General features: G+C 67.5%; 23 protein-coding genes. 14 read left to right on the forward strand and 9 right to left on the reverse strand.

From position 1 onward, the window contains the following. The first annotated feature begins 88 nt into the window (after positions 1-88). Complete coding sequence (gene fieF, locus HMPREF2581_RS10085) at positions 89-985, forward strand: CDF family cation-efflux transporter FieF (protein WP_003093118.1); 897 nt, start codon at positions 89-91, stop codon at positions 983-985. On the opposite strand, the gene HMPREF2581_RS10090 is transcribed toward fieF, so the two are convergent. Continuing rightward, the gene (locus HMPREF2581_RS10090; RefSeq protein WP_049259938.1) at positions 978-1661 is read right to left on the reverse strand and encodes a DUF6515 family protein; all 684 of its coding nucleotides are present in this window, start codon (positions 1659-1661) and stop codon (positions 978-980) included. The two genes, fieF and HMPREF2581_RS10090, sit on opposite strands and share 8 nt — an antisense overlap. A 447-nt stretch (positions 1662-2108) precedes the next feature. Here HMPREF2581_RS10090 and HMPREF2581_RS10095 point away from each other — a divergent pair, with 447 nt between their 5' ends. The 3 genes from HMPREF2581_RS10095 to HMPREF2581_RS10105 all read left to right on the forward strand — a co-directional run bounded on the left by HMPREF2581_RS10095 (position 2109) and on the right by HMPREF2581_RS10105 (position 3522). Further along, positions 2109-2618, forward strand: a complete 510-nt coding sequence (locus tag HMPREF2581_RS10095; protein WP_003119210.1) for an Lrp/AsnC family transcriptional regulator — start codon at positions 2109-2111, stop codon at positions 2616-2618. 201 nt (positions 2619-2819) lie between these two features. Further along, positions 2820-3029 carry a DUF2788 domain-containing protein gene (locus HMPREF2581_RS10100; protein WP_003093125.1) on the forward strand — a complete coding sequence of 70 codons (210 nt, stop codon included), beginning with the start codon at positions 2820-2822 and terminating at the stop codon, positions 3027-3029. Between the two features lie 100 nt (positions 3030-3129). Next, the gene (locus HMPREF2581_RS10105) at positions 3130-3522 is read left to right on the forward strand and encodes a globin (RefSeq protein ID WP_003093127.1); all 393 of its coding nucleotides are present in this window, start codon (positions 3130-3132) and stop codon (positions 3520-3522) included. Positions 3523-3555: 33 nt separating this feature from the next. Here HMPREF2581_RS10105 and HMPREF2581_RS10110 read toward each other — a convergent pair whose 3' ends face one another. After that, positions 3556-4125 (reverse strand): pseudouridine synthase, encoded by a 570-nt coding sequence (locus tag HMPREF2581_RS10110; protein ID WP_003114324.1) that lies wholly within the window; start codon positions 4123-4125, stop codon positions 3556-3558. A gap of 138 nt (positions 4126-4263) precedes the next feature. Here HMPREF2581_RS10110 and HMPREF2581_RS10115 point away from each other — a divergent pair, with 138 nt between their 5' ends. Next, positions 4264-5349 (forward strand): MBL fold metallo-hydrolase, encoded by a 1086-nt coding sequence (locus HMPREF2581_RS10115; protein WP_003119208.1) that lies wholly within the window; start codon positions 4264-4266, stop codon positions 5347-5349. Here HMPREF2581_RS10115 and HMPREF2581_RS10120 read toward each other — a convergent pair. The 6 genes from HMPREF2581_RS10120 to ladS all read right to left on the reverse strand — a co-directional run bounded on the left by HMPREF2581_RS10120 (position 5307) and on the right by ladS (position 12807). After that, on the reverse strand, positions 5307-5873 hold the full coding sequence (locus tag HMPREF2581_RS10120; protein ID WP_016254302.1) for an SEC-C metal-binding domain-containing protein: 567 nt from the start codon (positions 5871-5873) through the stop codon (positions 5307-5309). The genes HMPREF2581_RS10115 and HMPREF2581_RS10120 overlap by 43 nt on opposite strands. Before the next feature lie 150 nt (positions 5874-6023). Continuing rightward, positions 6024-7523, reverse strand: coding sequence for an AMP nucleosidase (gene amn / locus HMPREF2581_RS10125; RefSeq protein ID WP_003119204.1), 1500 nt, complete (start codon positions 7521-7523; stop codon positions 6024-6026). A 54-nt stretch (positions 7524-7577) separates the two neighbouring features. Continuing rightward, positions 7578-8009: a PaaI family thioesterase gene (locus tag HMPREF2581_RS10130; protein WP_003137711.1), complete on the reverse strand. Its 432-nt coding sequence runs from the start codon at positions 8007-8009 to the stop codon at positions 7578-7580. Between the two features lie 11 nt (positions 8010-8020). Then, complete coding sequence (locus HMPREF2581_RS10135; protein WP_003137710.1) at positions 8021-9670, reverse strand: acyl-CoA dehydrogenase family protein; 1650 nt, start codon at positions 9668-9670, stop codon at positions 8021-8023. Next, a complete protein-coding gene (locus tag HMPREF2581_RS10140; protein ID WP_003093144.1) occupies positions 9667-10314 on the reverse strand; it encodes a TetR/AcrR family transcriptional regulator in 648 nt (215 codons plus the stop codon). The genes HMPREF2581_RS10135 and HMPREF2581_RS10140 overlap by 4 nt, the downstream gene beginning before the upstream one ends. 105 nt (positions 10315-10419) lie before the next feature. Beyond that, a complete protein-coding gene (gene ladS, locus HMPREF2581_RS10145) occupies positions 10420-12807 on the reverse strand; it encodes a hybrid sensor histidine kinase/response regulator LadS (protein ID WP_070867320.1) in 2388 nt (795 codons plus the stop codon). Positions 12808-13017: 210 nt separating this feature from the next. Here ladS and HMPREF2581_RS10150 point away from each other — a divergent pair, with 210 nt between their 5' ends. The 4 genes from HMPREF2581_RS10150 (at position 13018) to HMPREF2581_RS10165 (ending at position 16533) form a co-directional block, all read left to right on the forward strand. Then, positions 13018-13815 carry a hydroxymethylpyrimidine/phosphomethylpyrimidine kinase gene (locus HMPREF2581_RS10150; protein WP_003100335.1) on the forward strand — a complete coding sequence of 266 codons (798 nt, stop codon included), beginning with the start codon at positions 13018-13020 and terminating at the stop codon, positions 13813-13815. A gap of 10 nt (positions 13816-13825) precedes the next feature. Continuing rightward, complete coding sequence (gene thiE, locus HMPREF2581_RS10155) at positions 13826-14455, forward strand: thiamine phosphate synthase (RefSeq protein ID WP_003132524.1); 630 nt, start codon at positions 13826-13828, stop codon at positions 14453-14455. Between the two features lie 37 nt (positions 14456-14492). Then, positions 14493-15776 carry a glutamate-1-semialdehyde 2,1-aminomutase gene (gene hemL, locus HMPREF2581_RS10160; protein WP_003132522.1) on the forward strand — a complete coding sequence of 428 codons (1284 nt, stop codon included), beginning with the start codon at positions 14493-14495 and terminating at the stop codon, positions 15774-15776. 208 nt (positions 15777-15984) lie between these two features. Then, a complete protein-coding gene (locus tag HMPREF2581_RS10165) occupies positions 15985-16533 on the forward strand; it encodes a tetratricopeptide repeat protein (protein WP_003093155.1) in 549 nt (182 codons plus the stop codon). A 15-nt stretch (positions 16534-16548) separates the two neighbouring features. On the opposite strand, the gene HMPREF2581_RS10170 is transcribed toward HMPREF2581_RS10165, so the two are convergent. After that, positions 16549-16881: a DUF1820 family protein gene (locus HMPREF2581_RS10170; protein ID WP_003093157.1), complete on the reverse strand. Its 333-nt coding sequence runs from the start codon at positions 16879-16881 to the stop codon at positions 16549-16551. 128 nt (positions 16882-17009) lie between these two features. Between HMPREF2581_RS10170 and miaB the strand changes: the two genes are divergently transcribed. The 5 genes from miaB (at position 17010) to lnt (ending at position 22570) form a co-directional block, all read left to right on the forward strand. Then, complete coding sequence (gene miaB / locus HMPREF2581_RS10175; protein WP_003093158.1) at positions 17010-18350, forward strand: tRNA (N6-isopentenyl adenosine(37)-C2)-methylthiotransferase MiaB; 1341 nt, start codon at positions 17010-17012, stop codon at positions 18348-18350. Between the two features lie 168 nt (positions 18351-18518). Then, positions 18519-19541: a PhoH family protein gene (locus HMPREF2581_RS10180; protein WP_003111486.1), complete on the forward strand. Its 1023-nt coding sequence runs from the start codon at positions 18519-18521 to the stop codon at positions 19539-19541. After that, positions 19531-20013, forward strand: coding sequence for an rRNA maturation RNase YbeY (gene ybeY, locus HMPREF2581_RS10185; RefSeq protein ID WP_003093160.1), 483 nt, complete (start codon positions 19531-19533; stop codon positions 20011-20013). The genes HMPREF2581_RS10180 and ybeY overlap by 11 nt, the downstream gene beginning before the upstream one ends. Further along, entirely contained in the window at positions 20010-20849 is an 840-nt protein-coding gene (locus HMPREF2581_RS10190) for an HlyC/CorC family transporter (protein ID WP_003093161.1), read from the forward strand. Before ybeY ends, HMPREF2581_RS10190 begins: the two co-directional genes overlap by 4 nt. 185 nt (positions 20850-21034) lie before the next feature. Beyond that, positions 21035-22570: an apolipoprotein N-acyltransferase gene (gene lnt, locus HMPREF2581_RS10195; RefSeq protein ID WP_003137706.1), complete on the forward strand. Its 1536-nt coding sequence runs from the start codon at positions 21035-21037 to the stop codon at positions 22568-22570. The last annotated feature ends 37 nt before the right edge of the window (positions 22571-22607 follow it).

Here is a 22607-nt window from a genome sequence, read left to right on the forward strand (position 1 = left end):
TCCGCCCTCCGAGCGCGACCGTGCGTCAGTGCCCGGTCGCCGCCCGGTTGGTTTACAGTGGCGCCGTCCCTCCTGACAGAAGCGCCCCATGAGTCCCGATTCCCCCCACGCCCGCCTGCTGCGCCTGGCCACCCTGGCCTCGCTCGGTGTCGCCGTCACCCTGGTCATCGGCAAGGCCATTGCCTGGTGGCTGAGCGGTTCGGTGAGCCTGCTCGCCGGCCTCACCGACTCCCTGCTGGACAGTGCCGCCTCGCTGCTCAACCTGCTGGCAGTGCACTATTCGCTGCGCCCGGCCGACGACGACCACCGCTACGGCCACGGCAAGGCCGAGGCCCTGGCCGGCCTGGCCCAGGCGATGTTCATCGGTGCCAGCGCGGTGCTGGTGGCTATCCAGGCGGTCGAGCAATTGCGCGACCCGCAGCCCCTCGGCGCGGCCACCTGGGGCATCGCGGTGATGCTGCTGTCGCTGCTGCTCACGGCCCTTCTCCTGGCCTTCCAGACCCACGTCATCCGCCGCACCGGTTCCACCGCGATACGCGCCGACTCGCTGCACTACCGCTCGGACCTGCTGCTCAACGCCAGCATCCTCGTGGCACTGCTCCTGGCCCGCTACGGCTGGCCACAGAGCGACGGCCTGTTCGGCCTGGGCATCGCCCTGTACATCCTCTGGAGCGCCCTGCAGATCGCTCGCGAGTCGGTGTCGATCCTGATGGACCGGGAACTGCCTACCGACATCAGCGAGCGCATGCGCGAACTCGCCTGCAGCGTGCCGGGAGTGCTCGGCGCGCACGACGTGCGCACGCGGATTTCCGGCAACCACTGGTTCGTCCAGTTGCACCTCGAGCTGCCCGGCGAGCTGAGCCTGTCGGTGGCCCACGCCCTGACCGACCGCGCAGTGCTGGCGATCAAGCGCGAATACCCGAAGGCCGAGGTGCTGATCCATGCCGACCCGCAGGAAGTGGTCGGCAAGGAAACCGTCAGTTGACGCTGTAGCCGCGCCCGCTCAGGCAGGCGGCCATGGCCCGGCGGTAGCCGTTGGCGACCTCGGCGGCCGGCGCGTAGGTCGCCCCCGCCGGGTCGAAGCCGCTCTCGACCACCGCCCAGCGGTGGCACTCGTAGCGGTCGCGGCTCTGCTGGTCGGGCCCCTGGCCGCGCGCGGGGTAGGCCACCACGTCGTAGCTGGCGGCCGGCCCGCTGACCGGATAAACGGGTCCCGCTGCCCGCGGCGGCGGGCTGACCACTTCGTACTCGCGGGTGTCGGCATGCCACAGGTAGTAAGTGCCGGCGGCAAGGAAGTACAGCACGCTGCCCAGCCAGACCTGCTCCGCATAGGGCGGCAGGCTGCGGACGCGCACCCCGCGGGGCGGCACGACCAGCACATAGCGCGGGCCGTCGGGTCGGTACCAGTAGCCGTCGTGGAAGAAATACTCGCCGCCGCGATAGGGCACCCGCAGGTGTCCGCGCGGCAAGGCATCCACCATCCGGCCCGGACGCCAGTCGGGATGCGGTCCCCAACTGCCGCCATGCGCTTCGCCGCGGCCAGGTCCCGGTTGTCCGTGGGCAACACCGCGCTCGCCGCCGGGTCCGCCGCGTCCCCCTCGGCCGTCGTCGGCCTGCGCCTGGACGCACAGGCTCAGCGAGAGAGCGCCCACCCCGAGCATTCGCCACCATCCACCGTTCATCGTCTGCCTCGCCCCGGGCCTGGTCGCCCGGCCACGTTCGAATGATCCCGGGAACGACTTTCCGCCGTTTTCCGCCAAGGGTGGGTAAACGCCGGGTAAAGAATGGGTAAAAGCGCGGCACGGGCCGGATCGCGGGCAAAGAAAAAGGGAGGCCCGTCGACCTCCCTTCTGGGGTAACTGTCCTGGCTCGGCGCTGTTGGCGACGGCTCACCTCACTCCACCTTCTGGGCGGTGTGCAACCCGGAGGCCGGCGCAACCCTGTAGGGTCGGCGGCCACGGCTGGCCTGATTGGGCGAGCCGTGATGGACGAGATGTCCGGGCCGTGAATCTGGGTAAAAGAATACGTCGCCAGGCGCGACCAATGATTGCTAATATTGCTCACCAGAACCTTGATTGCGCAATAAATCACTCAAATTCACCTTGCCGATGGCAATCAACCTGAAAGAAATCCTCGCCATGAACAAACTCGACCGCTACGACCTGCGTATCCTCGAAGAACTCCAGCGCGACGCACGCATCTCCAACCAGGAACTGGCAGAACGGATAGGCCTGTCGCCATCGCCCTGTTCGCGACGGGTCAAGCAGCTCGAGGACGACGGCTACATCGTCCGCCAGGTAGCCTTGCTGGACCGCAAGAAGCTCGGCCTGAGCCTCACCGCCTTCGTCCTCATAGGCATGGATCGACACACCCCGGAACGCTTCGAACATTTCCAGGAAGTCATCGGCAAATGCCCGGAAGTGCTGGAGTGCAGCCTGGTCACCGGGATGGACGCGGACTACCAGTTGAAGGTCGTGGTGCCGGACATGGACCACTACCAGAAGCTCCTGCTGGGTACCCTGACGCGCATCGAGGGGGTCTCCAGCGTGCGCTCCAGCTTCGTCCTCAACCAGGTGCTGGCGAGTACCGAACTGCCGCTGGAGCACCTGCGCGATTGATCGTAGCGAGACCTGGGACATGACACGGAACAGGCGGCATGCCGTATAATCGGCAGCCTGTTTCAGTTGTCATGCCCGCGTGGCCCCCGCATATAAAGAGCAGCCTGCTCGTAGAACGATAAACGCCTTGCCCGCCCCCCATGGCACGCTCCGTCCGACCGCGAGCCGGACTTCGTTTGCTTGAAAATCCGGAGGTTGCCAATGGATCCCGAACTGTTCGAAGAGTGGATGATGACCGGTCTGGTGACCGTGCTTATCCTGTTCATGGCTTTCATCGTGTGGGACCTGGCGAAGAAGTCGAAAGCCGGCAAGTTCGGAACCCTGATCCTGTTCTTCGCCCTCGGCCTGGGCGTACTGGGCTTCATCATCAAGGGCCTGGTCATCGGCAGCCTCGAAGGCGCGGGCATGTAACCCCGGCGCCACGCGCGTCATCCAACCACTCGTAATCATCCGCCGGCCCCGGCCAACGGGGCCGGCTCGCCTTGCCATTGCCTAGAACAAGGGAGTCGCCATGAACGCCGCCGACCGCGTCATGCAGAGTTATGGACGCTGCTGTGCCAGCACCGGATTCTTCGATGATTTCTACCGGCATTTCCTTGCCAGTTCCCCGCAGATTCGCGCCAAGTTCGCCACCACCGACATGACTGCGCAGAAACACCTGCTGCGTGCCGGGATCATGAACCTGGTGATGTACGCCCGCGGCATGTCCGACAGCAAGCTGCGCGCACTCGGCGCCAGCCATTCGCGCGCCGCGCTGGATATCCGCCCGGAACTCTACGACCTGTGGCTGGACGCCCTGCTGATGGCGGTCGCCGAGCACGACCGCGACTGCGACGCCGAGACCCGCGACGCCTGGCGCGACGTGATGGGTCGCGGCATCGCCGTGATCAAGTCGTACTACTGATCGTTCCGCGCCCGCTGGACGACGCCCCTCTCGTCAGTCCAGCCGCGCCGGCACTTCCCGCCATTCCCCGAGGCCCAGGCCGTCCAGGCTCCAGGGGCCGATCCGCACCCGCACCAGCCGCAGCGTCGGCAAGCCCACCGCCGCCGTCATCCGCCGTACCTGGCGATTGCGCCCCTCGCGAATCACCAGTTCCAGCCAGTGGGTCGGCACCGACTTGCGAAAACGCACCGGCGGCACCCGCTCCCACAACGTCGGCTCATCCAGCAGACGCGCCTCGGCGGGCAGCGTCGGGCCGTCGTTGAGCGTCACGCCCTCGCGCAGGCGCCGCAATTGCTCCTCGTCCGGCGTGCCTTCGACCTGCACCCAGTAGGTCTTCGGCAGCTTGTGCCGGGGGTCGGCGATGCGCGCCTGCAGGCGACCGTCGTTGGTCAGCAGCAACAGGCCCTCGCTGTCGCGGTCCAGGCGCCCGGCCGGATACACGCCCGGCACCGGGATGAAGTCCTTGAGGGTCGAGCGCCCTTGCTCGTCGTTGAACTGGGTCAGTACGTCGAACGGCTTGTTGAACAGCAGCAGCTTCGGCTCGCTCGGCGGCGCCTTGGCCACCCGGCGTGGCGCAGGGCGGACGGGATGACGCGGGGAAGGACGCGGGGGACGGGACATGACTGGAAACGAGTTGGCTTGATCGGGGTACCGGGCGGCATGCTAGGTTGTCCGAGAGCCTGACCGCAAGAGCATCCCCTCATGCCCTCCCTGCGTCCCACCTGGCTGATCAGCCTGCTGACCCTGGCCGGCTGCGCTGGCAGCGCCTATCAGGGTCCGCCTTCGGACCATTTCGACGGCGAACGTTTCCGCAATATCCAGCCGACCGCGCACAAGAGCCTGCGCGACCTGCTCAAGTGGCAGTGGAACCGCCCGCCGCAACGCCCGTGGGTCGCCCTGCCGCCGACGGCAACGCCGCCAAGGGTGAACGAGCGCGCCCGCGGCGAAGAACTGCGGGTCACCTACATCAACCACGCCACCCTGCTGATCCAGCACCGCGGCCTGAACATCCTCACCGACCCGGTCTGGTCGCAACGGGTCAGCCCGCTCGCCTTCATCGGCCCGAAGCGCCACCATCCGCCCGGGTTGACGCTCGACCAGTTGCCGCCGATCGACCTGGTGCTGGTGAGCCACAACCACTACGACCACCTCGACCTGGAAACCCTGCGCCAGCTCCACCGGCGCTGGCCGACGGCCAAGGTAGTCAGCGGCCTGGGCAACGCCGGGCTGATCCGCCAGACAGGTTTCGCCGACGTCGTGGAGATCGACTGGTGGCAGGCCGTGCCGCTGGGCGCTGGCCTGACGCTGCATGGCGTACCGGTGCAGCACTGGTCGTCGCGCACCCGCAGCGACACCAACCGCACGCTCTGGCTCGGCTTCGTCATCGACTCGCCGGACGGCCCGCTGCTGTTTCCCGGCGATACCGGGCTCGGCCCGGAGTTCGGGCTGATCCACCAGCGCTTCGGGGCGATGCGTTTCGCCGCCCTGCCGATCGGCGCCTACGAGCCGCGCTGGTTCATGCGCGACCACCACATGAATCCCGACGACGCGGTGCAGGCCCATCGCACGCTGCAGGCGCAGACCAGCATGGCCATCCACTTCGGTACCTTCAATCTCACCGACGAACAGCAGGACGACCCGCCCAAGGCACTCCAGGCGGCGCTGCGCAGCCAAGGCGTGGACCCGGCGACCTTCGGCACGCCGAAACCCGGCGAGCAGTGGCGCGTCGCACCGCGCAACGTCGCTCAGGAGGCCGAGGCCACCAGGCGGGAGCAGCAGTTGCGGTAGCGCTTGCCGCTGCCGCACGGACAAGCCTGGTCGCCACGGCCGCCCAGGGCCAGCCAGCTTTCCAGGCGCGCGGCCATCCCGGCCAGGCGCTCGCGGGCCTCGTCGTCCAGGCCGGCGCGGGCCAGTTGGCGCCGCAGGCCGAGGTAGTCTTCCAGCAGGACATCGCGGCTGAGCGCCTGGTACTGGTCGGCCAGCGGCACGCCTTCGTAGCGCCGCTGCGGGTCGGCCAGGAAAGCGATGGCGCCCGCCTGCGGCAGGACATTCCAGAGGTTGCCGCGCGGATCGCGCCAGCAAGCGCTGAAACGCGCGCGCAGGGCCAGGCCGCGCCATTCTTCCAGGATCCAGCCGTCGACCCGCTCGCCGCCGAGGGCGTCGACCGCCCGACCGACCGAGAACCACGGTTCGCCGGCCAGGCTTTCCGGCATCGGCAACGGCGCTGCCACTTCTGGCGCGGCATCGGGCACCAGGCGGCGGGCGAAGCGACGGAGCGGGTTGCTGAGATGAGTGGGGGCGCTGAACGGCATGGGGCTCACATCGATGGCAGGCGTGGTCGTTCCGACCGGCAGAAGGTGCCGCGGTTCCACGCAGGGCGAAGGGCCGTCATTTTAGGGCCTCGGCGCCGCGAGGCGTAGAAGCGCGCCCCGGTTTCCGCGCGGAAACCGGGGCGCGTCCGATCAACGGAACGGCGGCTCGTCGAAACTCCGCAGCTTGCGCGAGTGCAGCGAGTTGAGCTGGCTGCGCAACAGGTCGAGGGCGGCGATGCCGATCCGCAGGTGCTGGTTCACCGCGCGCTCGTAGAAGGCGTTGGCCGAGCCGGGCAGCTTGATCTCGCTGTGCAGCGGCTTGTCCGAGACGCACAGCAACGTGCCGTAGGGCACCCGCAGGCGGTAGCCCTGGGCGGCGATGGTGCCGCTCTCCATATCCACCGCGATGGCCCGCGCCAGGTTGATCAGTGGCCGCTCCTGGGCCCAGCGCAGCTCCCAGTTGCGGTCGTCGTAGGTGAGCACGGTGCCGGTGCGCAAGCGTCGCTTGAGCGACTCGCCGCGCTCGCCGGTGACTTCGGCGGCGGCTTCCTGCAAGGCGACCTGGACCTCGGCCAGCGCCGGGATCGGGATGTGCGGCGGCAGCGCGCGGTCGAGGATGCCGTCGCGGCGCATGTAGGCGTGCGCCAGTACGTAGTCGCCGATGGTCTGCGACTGCCGCAGGCCGCCGCAGTGGCCGATCATCAGCCAGCAATGCGGACGCAACACCGCCAGGTGGTCGGTGATGTTCTTCGCGTTGGACGGGCCGACCCCGATGTTGACCAGGGTGATGCCGTCGCCATCGGCGGCGATCAGGTGGTAGGCCGGCATCTGGTAGCGGTGCCAGACCACCCCGGCGACGATGGCGTTGGCCTCGCCTTCGTCCATCCCGCGTTCGATGATCACGTTGCCCGGCAGGACCATGCGCACGAAGCGCGGGTCCTCGCGCAGGCGGGTCAGGCCGAGGCGGATGAACTGGTCGACGTAGCGGTGGTAGTTGGTCAGCAGGATCCACGGCTGCACGTGGCGCCAGTCGCTGCCGGTGTAGTGCACCAGGCGGCGCAGGGAGAAGTCCACCCGCGCGGCGTCGAACAGCGCCAGCGGCAACTGGTCGGCGCGTTCCCATTCGTAGAGGCCGTCGGCGATGTCGTCGGAAGCGGCGGACAGGTCGGTGCTGGGGAACACCCGCGCCAGCTCGGCGGCGGTCACCCCGGAGCCGGCCAGCTCGTCGCCCTGCTCGACCACGTAGGGATAGGGGATGTCCTGTTGGCTCGGGCCGACCTGCACCTGCACGGTGAAATCGTCCATCAGCGGACGCAACTGTTCCAGCAGGTACTTGCGGAAGGCGTCGGGGTGGGTGACGGTGACGCTGTATTCGCCCGGCACCTGGACCTTGGCGTAGGCGCGGGTGGTGGACGGCACCTCGCCCTGGCAGCGGTAGCCGATGCGCAGTTGCGGGTAGTGAAAGTTCTGCCGCTCGGCCTCGCTCGGCTCGATGCGCTCCTTGATGTAGCGCTTGAGCGCCTGGCTCAGCGCCGCGGTGGCCTGGCGGTGCAGCTCGGCAAGACGGTCGACGGCCTCCTCGGCCGTGCGGGCGACGACGAACCCGTCGTCGGAATCGATACTCATGGTGGGCTTCCTGTCGGTTCGCATGGAAAACATCTTGCCTGTACCGACAGGAAAACACAGCGCTTTTCTCCCGTTACCTCATTCGGCCAGCGCCACCACCGCCATGGTCACGGTGGCCTTGCTGAACAGGCGCCGCCGACCGTCCCGCTCGGCGAACACCTCGGCCTCGACCACCGTCACCTGGCGCCCGGCCTTGAGCACCTCGGCGCGACACAACAGGCGCTGGCAAAGCGCCGGGCGCAACAGGTTGAGCTTGAACTCCAGGCTCAGCACCGTCTGCCCCTCCTCCACCAGGGTCGCGGCGGCGGCCCCGGCGGCATGGTCGGCCAGGGTCGCCTGGACCCCGGCATGGATGAAGCCGTTCTGCTGGGCGTGGCGGGGCAGGATGTCCAGCCCCGCTTCGACCCAACCCGGCCCGCAGTCCAGCGGACGGATGCCGAGGTCGCCGACGAAACTGGCCGCGGCGAAGCCCTGCTCGACCAGCTCCCGGTAGCGCGGATGCGCTTGCATCGCGACGCGCCTCAGGCCAGGTGCGGGGTGGCGCGAGCCAACAGCGCCTCGACCTCGACGCCGCGCGGGAGGGTGCCGTAGACCCGCCCGCCGTCCCCCAGGCGACTGCCGATGAAGGCGTCGGACACCGCGGAGTTGCCGGCTTCCAGCAACAGCTTGGCCTGCAAGGCGATCGCCACGTCCTCGGTGAGCTGGCGGGCGCGGTACTGGATGTCGGCGGTGTCGGCGAAGGCCGCCTTGAGGTTGCCGATGTGCGCGGCGAGACGGGCGTCGCCATGGCCGTCGCCCAGTTCGGCGAACAGCGCGTCGAGCACCCCCGGCTCCTTCGACAGGGCACGCAGCACGTCCAGGCACTGCACGTTGCCGGAACCTTCCCAGATCGAGTTCACCGGGGCCTCGCGGTACAGCCGCGGCAGGATGGTTTCCTCGACGTAGCCGGCACCGCCCATGCATTCGGAGGCTTCGTTGATCATCGCCGGGGCACGCTTGCAGATCCAGTACTTGCCCACCGCGGTGACCAGGCGGGCGAACTTCTCCTCCTGCTCGTCGTGGGCACGGTCCAGGGCATGCCCCATGCGCAGGGTCAGGGCCAGCGCCGCCTCGCTTTCCAGGGCCAGGTCGGCGAGCACGTTCTGCATCAGCGGTTGCTCGGCCAGCACCCGCCCGCCGACCTTGCGGTAGGCACAGTGGTGGGCAGCCTGGGTCAACGCCTGACGCATCAATGCGCTGGAGCCGATCATGCAGTCGAAGCGGGTCATGGCGACCATCTCGATGATGGTCGGCACGCCACGGCCCTCTTCGCCGACCATCCAGGCCAGGGCGCCGCGATACTCGATTTCGCTGGAGGCGTTCGACCAGTTGCCCAGCTTGTCCTTCAGGCGCTGGATGTAGAACTGGTTGCGGCTGCCGTCCGGCCGGTGGCGCGGCAGCAGGAAGCAGGTCAGGCCCTTGTCGGTGTAAGCCAGGGTGAGGAAGGCGTCGCACATCGGCGCCGAGCAGAACCACTTGTGCCCGACCAGTTCGTAGGCCTGCCCCGGCCCGGGAATCCCCACCGGGTAGGCCCGCGTGGTATTGGCGCGGACGTCGGTGCCGCCCTGCTTCTCGGTCATCGCCATGCCGATGGTGACGCCCGCCTTCTGCTCCATCGGCACGTTGCGCGGGTCGTACTCGCGGGAGAGGATCTTCGGCAGCCATTTCTCGGCCAGGTCCGCCTGCAGGCGAATCGCCGGCACGCTGGCGTAGGTCATGGTCAACGGGCAACCGGTGCCGGCCTCCGCCTGGCTGTGCAGGTAGGACAGCCCGGCCCGCGCCACCTGGGCGCCGGGGCGCGGGTCGGTCCAGGGCAGCGAGGGCAGTTCGTGTTCGATGGCGGCGCGCATCAGCTCGTGGTAGGCGGGGTGGAACTCCACCAGGTCGACGCGGTTGCCGTAGCGGTCGTGGCTATGGAACTCCGGCTTGTGCTGGTTGGCCAGGAAGCCGGCCGCCATCAGCGGGCCGCCGGCCAGCTCGCCGTAGCGCTGCAGGCGCTCCTCGGCCCAGCCGCCCTGGTAGCGACGCCCCCACTCCTGGAGAGGCAGGTCGAGGCGGTAGAGGTTGGCACCATCCAGCGACGGTACCTGGTTGGTCACTTCGTGGGTTTCGGCGTACTGGTGCAGGTTCATGAGGGTTCCTCGCAGACAGGCGCGCCCACCGCGCGCAGGCAGAAGTTCACCAGAGCCGTACTCACCGGCTCCAGACTCGGTTCCGGCTGGCCGCTGTCGCGAGCGGCGCGCGCCGGGGGAGACAAGGGGCCGACCAGCGCCTCGGCGATGGCCCCGACCAGGCAGGCCGCGGCAAGCGGCACCAGGGAAAGCTGGAATGCGCCACTGCGCCGGCCCTCCTCGAGCAGTTCGACGAACAGTGCGGCGTAGGCCTCGCGATAGCGCAGGCGCTGCTCGTCGACTTCAGGATCCACCGGCTCGGCGATCAGGGCGAAGGCCAGCCGCTGGCTGCTCCAGGCGCGCGCGGCAAAGCGCCGCAAGCCCTCGGCCAGGCGCCAGGCGGGCGCGCCGGGACCGCGCAGGACCACGGCCAGGGCATCGACCTCACGCTGGCTGGCGCGGCGGAAGATTTCCGCCGCCAGCTCGCCCTTGCCCCGGAAGTGGCGGTACAGGCTGCCGGTGGCGATCCCCGCGTCGTCGGCCAGGGCCTGCATGGTCAGCGCGGCGAAACCGCCCTCCGCGACACGCCGCAGGCCTAGCTGGAGGATGCGCTCGCGCAGCGCGGAATCGCGTTGCAGGCGGCGTTCGGTGACACGATAGACCATGACTGAATCCGGATTCACTTTTTCCCAGTGAATCACGCTTCAGGCTTTGCCTAAAGAGACATACAGGTCGCGCAGGCCGGCATTTCAGCCAGCCGCGGAAAGGCTTCAGGCGGACTTGGTGACGATCGGCTGGCACAGCAGCCAATCGTGCAGCAGGGTCTGCAACTCTTCGAACTTGACCGGCTTGGCCATGTAGTCGCTCATGCCCGCCGCCAGGCAGCGCTCGCGATCGCCGCTGTGGCTGTGGGCGGTCAACGCCAGCACCGGCAGTTCCGCGCAGCCGGGCAGCGCGCGGATCGCCCGACAGGTGGCGAAGCCGTCCATCACCGGCATCTGGCAGTCGAGCAGTACGCCGTCCGGCCGCTCGCGCGCCAGCAACTCCAGGGCCTCGCTGCCGTTGTCGGCGGTGCGCACCCGGTAGCCGAGTTTGAGCAGCATGCCGCGAGTCACCAACTGGTTGATGGCGTTGTCCTCCACCACCAGCACCGTGCACTCCTCGGGACGCCGCACCGCCTGCCCGCCGGCGCGCCGCGGCGGCGGCGCCAGGCCCTGGGCCGGCTGGGTCAGTTGCAGGCGCAGGAGGAAGCGGCTGCCCTGTCCCGGCCGGGACTCGTGGGTCAGCTCGCCGCCAAGCAGCTCCACCAGCTTGCGGCACAGAGCCAGGCCGATGCCGAGGCCTCCGTAGCCACGGGTCAACGAGCTGTCGGCCTGGACGAAACGCTGGTAGAGGTCGCTGCCGGCGGCCATGTCGAAACCGATGCCGGTGTCGATCACTTCCACCCGCAGCGCCACCCCGTCATGGGTACGCCCGGCGGCGACGCGCAGGGTGACGCTGCCCCTGGCGGTGAACTTGATCGCGTTGTCGACCAGGTAGCCCAGCGCCTGGGCCAGCTTGCCGGCATCGCCTTCGAGGGTGTCCGGCAGGCTGTCGTCCAGTTGCAGGGCGAAGCGCAGGCCCTTCTCCTCGGCGCGCGGCGCGTACTGCGCGCGCAGGCTGTCGAACAGGCCGCGCAGGCTGAACGGCTCGCGGCGCGGGTAAAGCTTGCCGGCCTGCAGTTCGATGAGGGCGAGGATGTCGTTGACCATCCGCATCATGTCCCGCGCCGAACCGGCGGCGGTGCGCTGGTACTCGGCGAGTTCGACGTCCATCGGCACCGTCTGCATCAGCTCCAGCGAACCGATCACCCCGCTCATCGGGGTGCGCAGTTCGTGGGTGACGGTGGCGAGGAACTCGTCCTTCAGGCGATTGCTGTTGGCCAGTTCCTGGTTCAGCGCTTCCAGCTTGCGGCTGGACTCCTGGAGGATTCGCGCGCGCTCCTCCTTCATCGCGTTGATCCGGTCGGCCAGCGCCAGCGACAGCAAGCCCACCTCCAGCGCCGAACCGATCTGGCTGGCATACATAGTGAGGAACATGTTCGGCAGGTAGCCGAGGACCATCAGGGTATTGACGATGCCGCCGAGAAGGAAGGCGGTCCAGGCGATGATGAAATAGCGCGCCACGCGCATGCCGCGCAGCCAGGCGAGGATGCCGGCGGCGAAGATCAGGCCGGTGAAGGCCAGCGCCAGGTAGGTGGCCAGGCGTAGAGCCACGGCGTAGCTCATGGTCAGCGCCATCAGCATGACCAGCGCGCCGACCGCCATCAGCGCCAGCAGGCCGCGGTCGACCCACACGCTGTGGTCGCGGGTATGCAGGAAGCTGCGCGCGAACTGGCAGCCGAACAGCGCCGCCGAACCGATCAGGAATGGCGTGGCGGCGTTCGCCCACCAGGGGCTGTCAGGCCAGAAGTACTCGATGCCGGAGCCGTTCACCGAGACCTGGTAGAGCCCGAAGGAAGCGATATAGAGGATGTAGTAGAGATAGCTGGTATCGCGGACGCTGAGGAAGATGAACAGGTTGTAGATCAGCATCACCAGCAGCACGCCATAGATGATGCCGAGCACATAGATGCGTTCGGGCTGCTCCTCCAGGTAGGCCTTGGGCGACCACAGGGTCAACGGCGCCTGGATCGATCCCTGGCTTTCCAGCCGCAGGTAGACACGCTGCGGCTTGTTCGGCTCGAGGCCGAGTTCGAACAGGTAGTTGTTCTGCCGGATCGGCCGACTGGCGAACGGCAATGTGTCGCCGGTGCGTTGGGCGAGGCGGTAGCCGCCCTGGCCATCGGGCAGGTAGAGGTCGAGCTTGTCCAGCGGCGGATAGGCCAGCTCCAGCAGCCAGGTGCGCGGATCGCTGGAGGCGACCGGCCGGTAGTCCAGGTCCAGGCGCAACCAGAACACCGAGCGCGAATAGCCGGCATTGAGCACGTCCTTGTCATGGCGGCGGAAGCTGCTGTCGATGGCCCGCGAGGTGATGTCGTTGATATCGGCGCTACCGCGCACGTCCTCGAACACGTCGATGGACTGCCCCAGCGGCAGGCGCTCGACCTGCTCGTTGAAGCTCACCGCACCCGCCAGGCACGGCAACGCAAGAAGAAAGAGAATCAGCCAGTGCCGCATGATGCCCCGCAGTGCTCCTCGAACGGACCGGGAGCCCCACCTCCCTCGTCATGGTCCGCCCTTGGCGAGCGTTGTATGAATATTCGCCGAACTTTAGCACACGCCACGCCACATCAGGCCCGGAACGTGTCACGCAGGGCCCGGGCGCGGCGCCCGAAAGGTCGTCCGCGCAGCCGCCACGGAGCGCTTTTAGTGGTAAGCTCACGCGCCATGAAAACACCGACTTCCCGCCCCGTAGTGCTCTGCCTGTCCGGTCACGACCCCAGTGGTGGCGCCGGACTGCAAGCCGACATCGAAGCCCTGCTCGCCCAGGGCTGCCACGCCGCCCCGGCGGTCACCGCGCTGACCGTGCAGGACACCGTCAACGTCAGCGACTTCCGCGTCCTCGACCGCGAGTGGGTGCTGGCCCAGGCCAACGCCGTACTCGCCGACCTGCCCGTCGCGGCGGTCAAGCTGGGTATGCTCGGTTCGCTGGAGATGGTCGACACGGTGGCCGAGATCCTCGCCGCCCACCCGCACTTGCCGGTGGTCTGCGATCCGGTGCTGCGCGCCGGCGGCGGCGGTGCGCTGGGCAAGGGCGACGTCGGCTTCGCCATGCGCGAGCGGCTGCTGCCGCGCGCCACCATCGCCACGCCGAACCTGCCGGAAGCGCGCCTGCTCGCCGACCTGCCCGAGGGCAGCGCCGACCAGTGCGCCGAGCGCCTGCTGGAACACTGCGAGCACCTGTTGATCACCGGCGGACACGGCGACGAAAGCGAAGTGCACAATCGCCTGTACAGCCGCGACGGCAGCCGCCGCACCTTCACCTGCCAGCGCCTGCCCGGCAGCTACCATGGCTCCGGCTGCACCCTGGCCAGCGCCCTGGCCGGTCGCATCGCCCTCGGCGAAGCTCTGCACGGCGCCGTACAGAGCGCCCTCGACTACACCTGGCGGACCCTGCGCGACGCCGAGAGTCCGGGCCACGGCCAATACGTGCCGCGCCGCCTGCCCACCGACTTCTGTCACTGAGAGCCAGCCGATGAAACTGCGCGGCCTGTACGCCATCACCGATAGCCAGCTACTGGACGACGGCCGCCTGCTGCCCTACGTCGAAGCCGCGCTACGCGGCGGCGCGCGCCTGCTGCAATACCGCGACAAATCCAGCGACCAGGCGCGGCGCCTGCGCGAGGCGGAAAGCCTGCGCGAACTCTGCGAACGCTACGGCGCGCAGTTGATCGTCAACGACGACGCCGAACTCGCCGCGCGCCTGGGCGTCGGCCTGCACCTCGGCCAGACCGACGGTTCGCTGTCGGCGGCGCGCGCCCTGCTCGGCCGCCAGGCGATCATCGGCGCCACCTGCCACGCCCGGCTGGAGCTGGCCGAGCAGGCGGTGGCCGAGGGCGCCAGCTACGTCGCCTTCGGCCGCTTCTTCAATTCCAGCACCAAACCCGGCGCCCCCGCCGCCAGCGTCGAACTGCTCGACCAGGCCCGGCCGCGCCTGCACCTGCCGATCACCGCCATCGGCGGCATCAGCCTCGATACCGCGCCCGGTCTGATCGCCCGCGGCGTCGATCTGGTCGCCGTGATCCATGCGCTGTTCGCCGCCGCGTCCGCCGCCGAGGTGGAACGCCGCGCCCGCGCCTTCAGCGCCCTGTTCGAACCTGCCTGACGCCTCCGCGCCTCGCCCGAGAGATAGAGAGCTAGCCATGTCCCGTTCCGAAACGCTGTTCAACAACGCCCAGAAACACATTCCCGGCGGGGTCAACTCCCCGGTGCGCGCCTTCAAGAGCGTCGGCGGCACCCCGCTGTTCTTCAAGCACGCCGAAGGCGCCTATGTACTGGACGAGGACGACAAGCGCTACGTGGACTATGTCGGCTCCTGGGGCCCGATGATCCTCGGCCACAGCCATCCGGACGTGCTCGACGCGGTGCGCCGGCAGCTCGACCACGGCCTGTCCTATGGCGCGCCGACCGCGCTGGAAGTGGAAATGGCCGACCTGGTCTGCTCCATGGTGCCGTCGATGGAGATGGTGCGCATGGTCAGCTCCGGCACCGAGGCGACCATGAGCGCCATCCGCCTGGCCCGCGGCTACACCGGGCGCGACAGCATCATCAAGTTCGAAGGCTGCTACCACGGCCACTCCGACAGCCTGCTGGTGAAGGCCGGCTCCGGCGCGTTGACCTTCGGCGTGCCGAACTCCCCGGGCGTTCCGGCAGCCTTCGCCAAGCACACCCTGACCCTGCCGTTCAACGACATCGAGGCGGTGCGCAAGACACTGGGCGAAGTCGGCAAGGAGGTCGCCTGCATCATCGTCGAGCCGGTTGCCGGCAACATGAACTGTGTGCCGCCGGCGCCGGGCTTCCTCGAAGGCCTGCGTGAAGCCTGCGACGAACACGGCGTGGTGCTGATCTTCGACGAAGTGATGACCGGCTTCCGTGTCGCCCTCGGCGGCGCCCAGGCCTACTACGGGGTCACCCCGGACCTGTCGACCTTCGGCAAGATCATCGGCGGCGGCATGCCGGTGGGCGCCTTCGGCGGCAAGCGCGAGATCATGCAGCAGATTTCCCCGCTGGGCCCGGTCTACCAGGCCGGCACGCTCTCGGGCAACCCGCTGGCAATGGCCGCCGGCCTGACCACCCTGCGCCTGATCAGCCGCCCCGGTTTCCACAACGAACTGACCGCCTACACCACGCGCATGCTCGACGGCCTGCAACAGCGCGCGGATGCCGCCGGCATCCCCTTCGTCACCACCCAGGCGGGCGGCATGTTCGGCCTGTACTTCAGCGGCGCCGACGCCATCGTCACCTTCGAGGACGTGATGGCCAGCGACGTCGAACGCTTCAAGCGCTTCTTCCACCTGATGCTTGACGGTGGCGTGTACCTTGCGCCTAGCGCCTTCGAGGCCGGCTTCACCTCCATCGCCCATGGCGACAAGGAGCTGGAAATCACGCTGAACGCCGCCGAAAAAGCCTTCGCCGCGCTGAAATGATCCTCTTCGCGGCGCCCTTCCCGGGCGCCGCCCTCCTCCCCGCCGGAACGCCTTCCTAGCCGAAATGCATAAACGCGCCGACAAAGTTCCCGAAAAGACAGTAAAGACTTTGTAAGGAGGCGTCGGCTTATTTCATAATGTGAGGGTCAGCGCATTTCGTTGGCCGGGCAGCCCTTGCCCGCCCCGATCCAGGAGGTGTCTTCCCCTCATGTTCCGTACCGGCCGCACCCTCGCCCTGGGTTGCCTGTTGATCCTCCAGCCGCTGCTCGCGCAGGCGGGAGGCAACTCGTTGCTGATTCCAGCGACCGGCCGCTGCGCGCTGAACACCGTTCCCGAAGAATTGCAACAGGCGCTCGCCGCCTGCCAGCAGGTCGCCAATGGCGGCGACGCCGAGGCGCAATACGAACTGGGCGAATTCTTCTACGACGGCGAGCGCATCCCGCGCGACCTCCAGGCCGCCCTCAACTGGTTCGAGAAAGCTTCTCTACAGGGCCATGCCCAGGCCCAGTACCACCTCGGCACCATGTTCTTCCGTGGCGAAGGGGTTCCGGCGAACAACGTACAGGCCTACATCGTGCTGAAGATGGCAGCGGTGAACGGCGCCGAGGACGCCCTGGACAGCGCCGACCTGGTAGCCGAGCAGATGAACCGCGACGAACTGGACATCGCCACCCGGGTGCTGGGGCAGATCTTCCGCAACTACCTGATCGAACTGCAGACTGCCGGCGGCGTCACGCCCTTCGCGCCGCTGCCCTGACGTCCCTTTCGCGAATCAGTCGCTCTTGCCGGGCATCGGCATGGGGAACGGCATGACGTTGCCCGCGCCCTTGGCCTCGCTGATCTTCGGCGTACCCAGGCGCTCGACCTCGTCGATGCGGACGATCGCGTGCATCGGCACGAAGCTGCGCAGAACGCCTTCGAACTGCGCCTTGAGCTTCTCCTCGCTGGGGTCCACCACCACCTGGGTGCGCTCGCCGAAGACGAACTCCTCGATTTCCAGGAAGCCCCACAGATCGCTCTGGTAGATCTGCTTGGCATACATCTCGAAGACCTGGCCCTGGTTGAGGAAAATCACCTTGTAGATGGGGTTTTCGCGCTTGTTCATGGCGGGGAAAGCAATGCCGGAAAATGAAGGGCGCGAATCATAGCACAGCCTTTCGGCCAGCAACGCTAGGAACCGGGGGCCCCGCCCTCTATAATGCGCGGTCCTTTTCGAACTGTCCGACGAAGCGCATGGCCAAGAAGCTTTTCATCGAAACCCACGGCTGCCAGATGAACGAGTACGACTCGTCGCGAATGGCGGACCTGCTCGGTGAACACCAAGCCCTCGAGGTGACCGAAAACGCCGCCGAGGCCGACGTCATCCTGCTCAATACCTGCTCGATCCGCGAGAAGGCCCAGGAAAAGGTGTTTTCCAAGCTCGGCATGTGGCGCGAGCTGAAACAGCAGAATCCCGACCTGGTGATCGGCGTCGGCGGCTGCGTGGCCAGCCAGGAAGGCGCCGCGATCCGTGAGCGCGCGCCCTATGTCGACGTGGTCTTCGGCCCGCAGACCCTGCACCGCCTGCCGGAAATGATCGACGCCGCGCGCAGCACGCGCAAGCCGCAGGTCGACGTGTCCTTCCCGGAAATCGAGAAATTCGACCGCCTGCCGGAACCGCGGGTCGATGGCCCCACCGCCTTCGTCTCGGTGATGGAAGGCTGCAGCAAGTACTGCAGCTTCTGCGTGGTGCCCTACACCCGCGGCGAGGAAGTCAGCCGACCATTCGACGACGTGATCGCCGAAGTGATCCACCTGGCCGAGAACGGCGTCCGCGAAGTCACCCTGCTGGGACAGAACGTCAACGGCTTCCGCGGCCTGACCCACGATGGCCGCCTGGCCGACTTCGCCGAACTGCTGCGGGTGGTCGCCGCCGTCGACGGTATCGAGCGCATCCGCTATACCACCTCGCACCCGCTGGAATTCTCCGACGCGCTGATCCAGGCCCACGCCGAGGTGCCGGAGCTGGTGAAATTCATCCACCTGCCGGTGCAGTCGGGCTCCGACCGCGTGCTGGCGGCGATGAAGCGCAACCATACCGTGCTGGAATACAAGTCGCGTATCCGCAAGCTGAAGGCCGCGGTACCGGACATCTGCATCAGCTCCGACTTCATCGTCGGTTTCCCCGGCGAAACCGAGAAGGACTTCGAGCAGACCATGAAGCTGGTGGAGGACGTCGGCTTCGACTTCTCCTTCTCCTTCATCTACAGCGCGCGGCCCGGCACGCCCGCCGCCGACCTCGCCGACGACCTGCCGGAAGAAGTGAAGAAACAGCGCCTGCAGATCCTCCAGAGCCGCATCCACCAGCAAGGCTACGAGATCAGCCGGCGCATGGTCGGCAGCACCCAGCGGATCCTGGTCACCGACTTCTCGAAGAAGGACCCAGGCATGCTCCAGGGGCGCACCGAGAACAACCGGATCGTCAACTTCCGCTGCGACAATCCACGCCTGATCGGCCAGTTCGCCCAGGTGCACATCGACGACGCGCTGCCGCACTCGCTGCGCGGTACCCTGATCGACAGCACCCTGCATTGAGGCCGACGACCGTACGGCGGGCTCGCTGAACCTTCCCGCCGCCACGGTGCACCAACGTTTCAGCGGGAACCGGGAAAGCGCCGCCGCGATACGGCAACTTTGCGCGACGATATCCAGCGGTTATTCTCTTCCCTATCAATCAGCCACTGGCGAGTACGACAGAACACCTTGAACGCCCCCCAGGAACTTCATCGCTTTATCCTCGAGCCGTTCGACGCCCGCAGCTTCGCGACACTTTGCGGGCAGTTCGACGAGCATCTCCACCAGATCGAGAAACGCCTCGACATCGAGATCCGCAACCGCGGCAACCAGTTCGAACTGGCCGGCGAACCGCGCCGGACCAAGGTCGCCGAACGCCTGCTGCAGCGTCTCTACCGCGAGGCGCAGAACGGCACCGATCTCACCCCCGACACCGTGCACCTGTACCTGCAGGAGTCCGGCCTGGAAGACCTCGAGGAATTGCAGAGCGCGCCGCAGGTCACCCTGAAGTCGCGCAAGGCGCACATCCGCCCGCGCGGCGCCAACCAGCAGCGCTACGTCAAGGCGATCCTCGACCACGACATCAACTTCGGCATCGGTCCGGCTGGCACCGGCAAGACCTACCTCGCCGTGGCCTGCGCCGTCGACGCCCTGGAGCGCGAGCAGATCCGCCGCATCCTGCTGGTGCGCCCGGCGGTCGAGGCCGGCGAGAAGCTCGGTTTCCTTCCCGGCGACCTGTCGCAGAAGATCGACCCCTACCTGCGCCCGCTCTACGACGCGCTCTACGAGATGCTCGGCTTCGAACACGTGGCCAAGCTGATCGAGCGCAACGTCATCGAGGTCGCGCCGCTGGCCTACATGCGCGGGCGCACGCTGAACAACAGCTTCATCATCCTCGACGAGAGCCAGAACACCACCGTCGAGCAGATGAAGATGTTCCTCACCCGGATCGGCTTCGGCTCCACCGCGGTGATCACCGGCGACGTCACCCAGGTCGACCTGCCCCGCGGCACCCGCTCCGGCCTCAAGCACGTGATCGAGGTCCTGCAGGACGTCCCCGGCATCAGCTTCACCCATTTCAAGCCCAAGGATGTGGTCCGCCACCCGCTGGTGCAGCGTATCGTCGAAGCCTACGAGCGCCATGAGAACCGCCAGCAAGGCCAGGTGCGGCCGGTCGAGGGAACGGGCAAGGGCGGTCACGATGCCGCTTGAGCTCGACCTGCAGGTCGCCAGCGCCGCCCCGGACCTGCCCTCCGAAGCACAGTTCCGCGCCTGGTGCGAACTGGCCCTGCGCCAGCGTCCGGAGTCGGAGCTGACCATCCGCCTGGTGGACGAGGCCGAAGGCCTGGAACTGAACAGCACCTACCGGCACAAGGACTACGCGACCAACGTGCTGTCCTTCCCCGCCGATGTCCCGGACGAGCTTCTCGATATCCCGCTGCTCGGCGACCTGGTGATCTGCGCCCCGGTGGTCGCCCGCGAAGCCCTGGAACAGCGCAAGCCGTTGCAGGCCCACTGGGCCCACCTGGTGATCCACGGCTGCCTGCACCTGCTCGGCTACGACCACATCGACGACGCCGAAGCGGAAGAAATGGAAACACTGGAACGTGAATTGCTGGCGGAACTGGGTCATCCCGATCCGTACGCCTGCGACGACGAAGAGCCACCGAGCAAGGAAAAATGAGCGAAGACCGATCGAGCAACGGGCACAAGTCCTGGCTGGACAAGATCACCCAGGCTTTTGCCCACGAGCCGAGAAACCGCCAGGAGCTACTCGAGCTGCTGCGCGATGCCCACGACAACAAGCTGCTGGACAGCGAGGCGCTGTCCATCGTCGAGGGGGCGATCCAGGTCGCCGACCTGCAGGTGCGCGACATCATGGTGCCGCGCTCGCAGATGATGAGCATCCGCTCGACCCAGACGCCGAAGGAATTCCTTCCGGCCATCATCGAAGCCGCCCACTCGCGCTACCCGGTGGTCGGCGAAAGCCTCGACGACGTCATGGGCGTACTGCTGGCCAAGGACCTCCTGCCACTGATCCTGCACAACGACGAGCGTCCCTTCGACATCAAGGAACTGCTGCGTCCGGCCACCTTCGTCCCCGAATCCAAGCGCCTCAACGTGCTGCTCCGCGAATTCCGCGCCAACCGCAACCACATGGCCATCGTCATCGACGAATACGGCGGCGTGGCCGGCCTGGTGACCATCGAGGACGTGCTGGAACAGATCGTCGGTGATATCGAGGACGAGCACGACGTCGAGGAGGACAGCTACATCAAGCCGCTGCCCAGCGGCGATTTCATCGTCAAGGCGCTGACCCCCGTGGACGCCTTCAACGACTTCTTCGGCTCGGAATTCTCCGACGAGGAATTCGATACCGTGGGCGGCCTGGTGATGAGCGCCTTCGGCCACCTGCCCAAGCGCAACGAAGTGGTCGAGCTGGGCGAGTTCCGTTTCCGCGTACTCAACGCCGACAGCCGCCGCGTCCATCTGCTGCGCCTGTCTCCCCTGCAGAACTGAGCGCGCCCCCTCCGCCGCGGCGGAGGGGGCATCTTCCCGCGCCGTCCTTCTGGCGTCTCGCCAGCCCCTCCTTTACTCTTGCGCCTTGCGCCAGACTCCCCTGTCGCCGCGGACGTTGCCGTCCGGCAGCCGAAGGCGGCCCCGGTCTGCGCAGTCGGACATTGAACAGGCTCTAAGGACATTCGATGCGTTGGATTTCTCGTCCCGGCTGGCCCGGACACCTGCTGGCACTCGCCGCAGGCGCGCTCACACCCCTGGCCCTGGCGCCCTTCGTCTACTGGCCGCTGGCGATCCTCTCGATCGCCCTGCTCTATCTCGGCTTGCGCGGCCTTCCCGGCAAGTCCGCCCTGTGGCGCGGCTGGTGGTACGGTTTCGGCGCGTTCGGCGCCGGCACCAGCTGGATCTACGTCAGTATCCATGACTACGGCGCCGCCTCGGTGCCGCTGGCGAGCTTCCTCATGCTCGGCTTCACCGCCGGCGTCGCCTTCTTCTTCGCCCTGCCGGCCTGGCTGTGGGCGCGCTGCCTGCGCCGCGACAACGCGCCGCTGGGCGACGCCCTGGCGTTCGCCGCCCTGTGGCTGGCACTGGAGCTGTTCCGCAGTTGGTTCCTTACCGGTTTCCCCTGGCTCTACGCCGGCTATAGCCAGTTGCAGGGACCGCTGGCCGGGCTGGTGCCGGTGGGTGGCGTATGGCTGTCCTCCTTCGTCATCGCCCTCAGCGCGGCCCTGCTGGTGAACCTGCCGCGCCTCTTCCCGCACGGTGCCAGCCTGCTTCTGGGGCTGGTCCTGCTGCTCGGCCCGTGGGCGGCCGGCCTCTATCTCAAGGGCCACGCCTGGACCCATTCGGCCGGCGAACCGCTGAGGGTAGTGGCGATCCAGGGCAACATCGCCCAGGAGCTGAAATGGGACCCGAATCAGGTCCGCGCGCAACTCGACCTCTACCGCGACCTGAGCCTGCCGCAGCAGGACGTCGACCTGATCGTCTGGCCGGAAACCGCGGTGCCGATTCTCCAGGACATGGCCAGCGGCTACCTCGGCGCCATGGGCCAGGTCGCCGACGAGAAGAACGCCGCGCTGATCACCGGGGTCCCGGTGCGCGAACGTCTCGCCGACGGCAAGAGTCGCTACTTCAACGGCATCACCGTGGTCGGCGAAGGCGCGGGCACCTACCTCAAGCAGAAGCTGGTGCCGTTCGGCGAGTACGTGCCGCTGCAGGACCTGCTGCGCGGCCTGATCGCCTTCTTCGACCTGCCGATGTCCGACTTCGCTCGCGGCCCGGCCGACCAGCCGCTGCTCAAGGCCAAGGGCTACGAGATCGCCCCGTACATCTGCTACGAAGTGGTCTACCCGGAGTTCGCTGCCGCGCTCGCGGCGCAGAGCCAGGTGTTGCTGACAGTGAGCAACGACACCTGGTTCGGCACTTCCATAGGCCCGTTGCAGCACCTGCAGATGGCGCAGATGCGCGCCCTGGAAAGCGGTCGCTGGATGATCCGCGCGACCAACAACGGCGTCACCGGCCTGATCGATCCCTATGGCCGAATCGTCCGGCAGATCCCGCAGTTCCAGCAGGGCATCCTGCGCGGCGAGGTGATTCCCATGCAGGGCCTGACGCCCTATCTGCAATACCGCGTCTGGCCGCTGGCCGGGTTGGCCGGCGTGCTGCTGCTATGGGCTCTGCTCGGCCGCCAGTTGCGTCCGCAGGAGCGACGCCTGTTCGGCTGAAACCAGCCCCTCCTGGAAAGACCGGCGCCCCTGCGGC

It is taken from the genome of Pseudomonas sp. HMSC057H01 (assembly GCF_001836405.1).
GTDB lineage: Bacteria > Pseudomonadota > Gammaproteobacteria > Pseudomonadales > Pseudomonadaceae > Pseudomonas > Pseudomonas aeruginosa.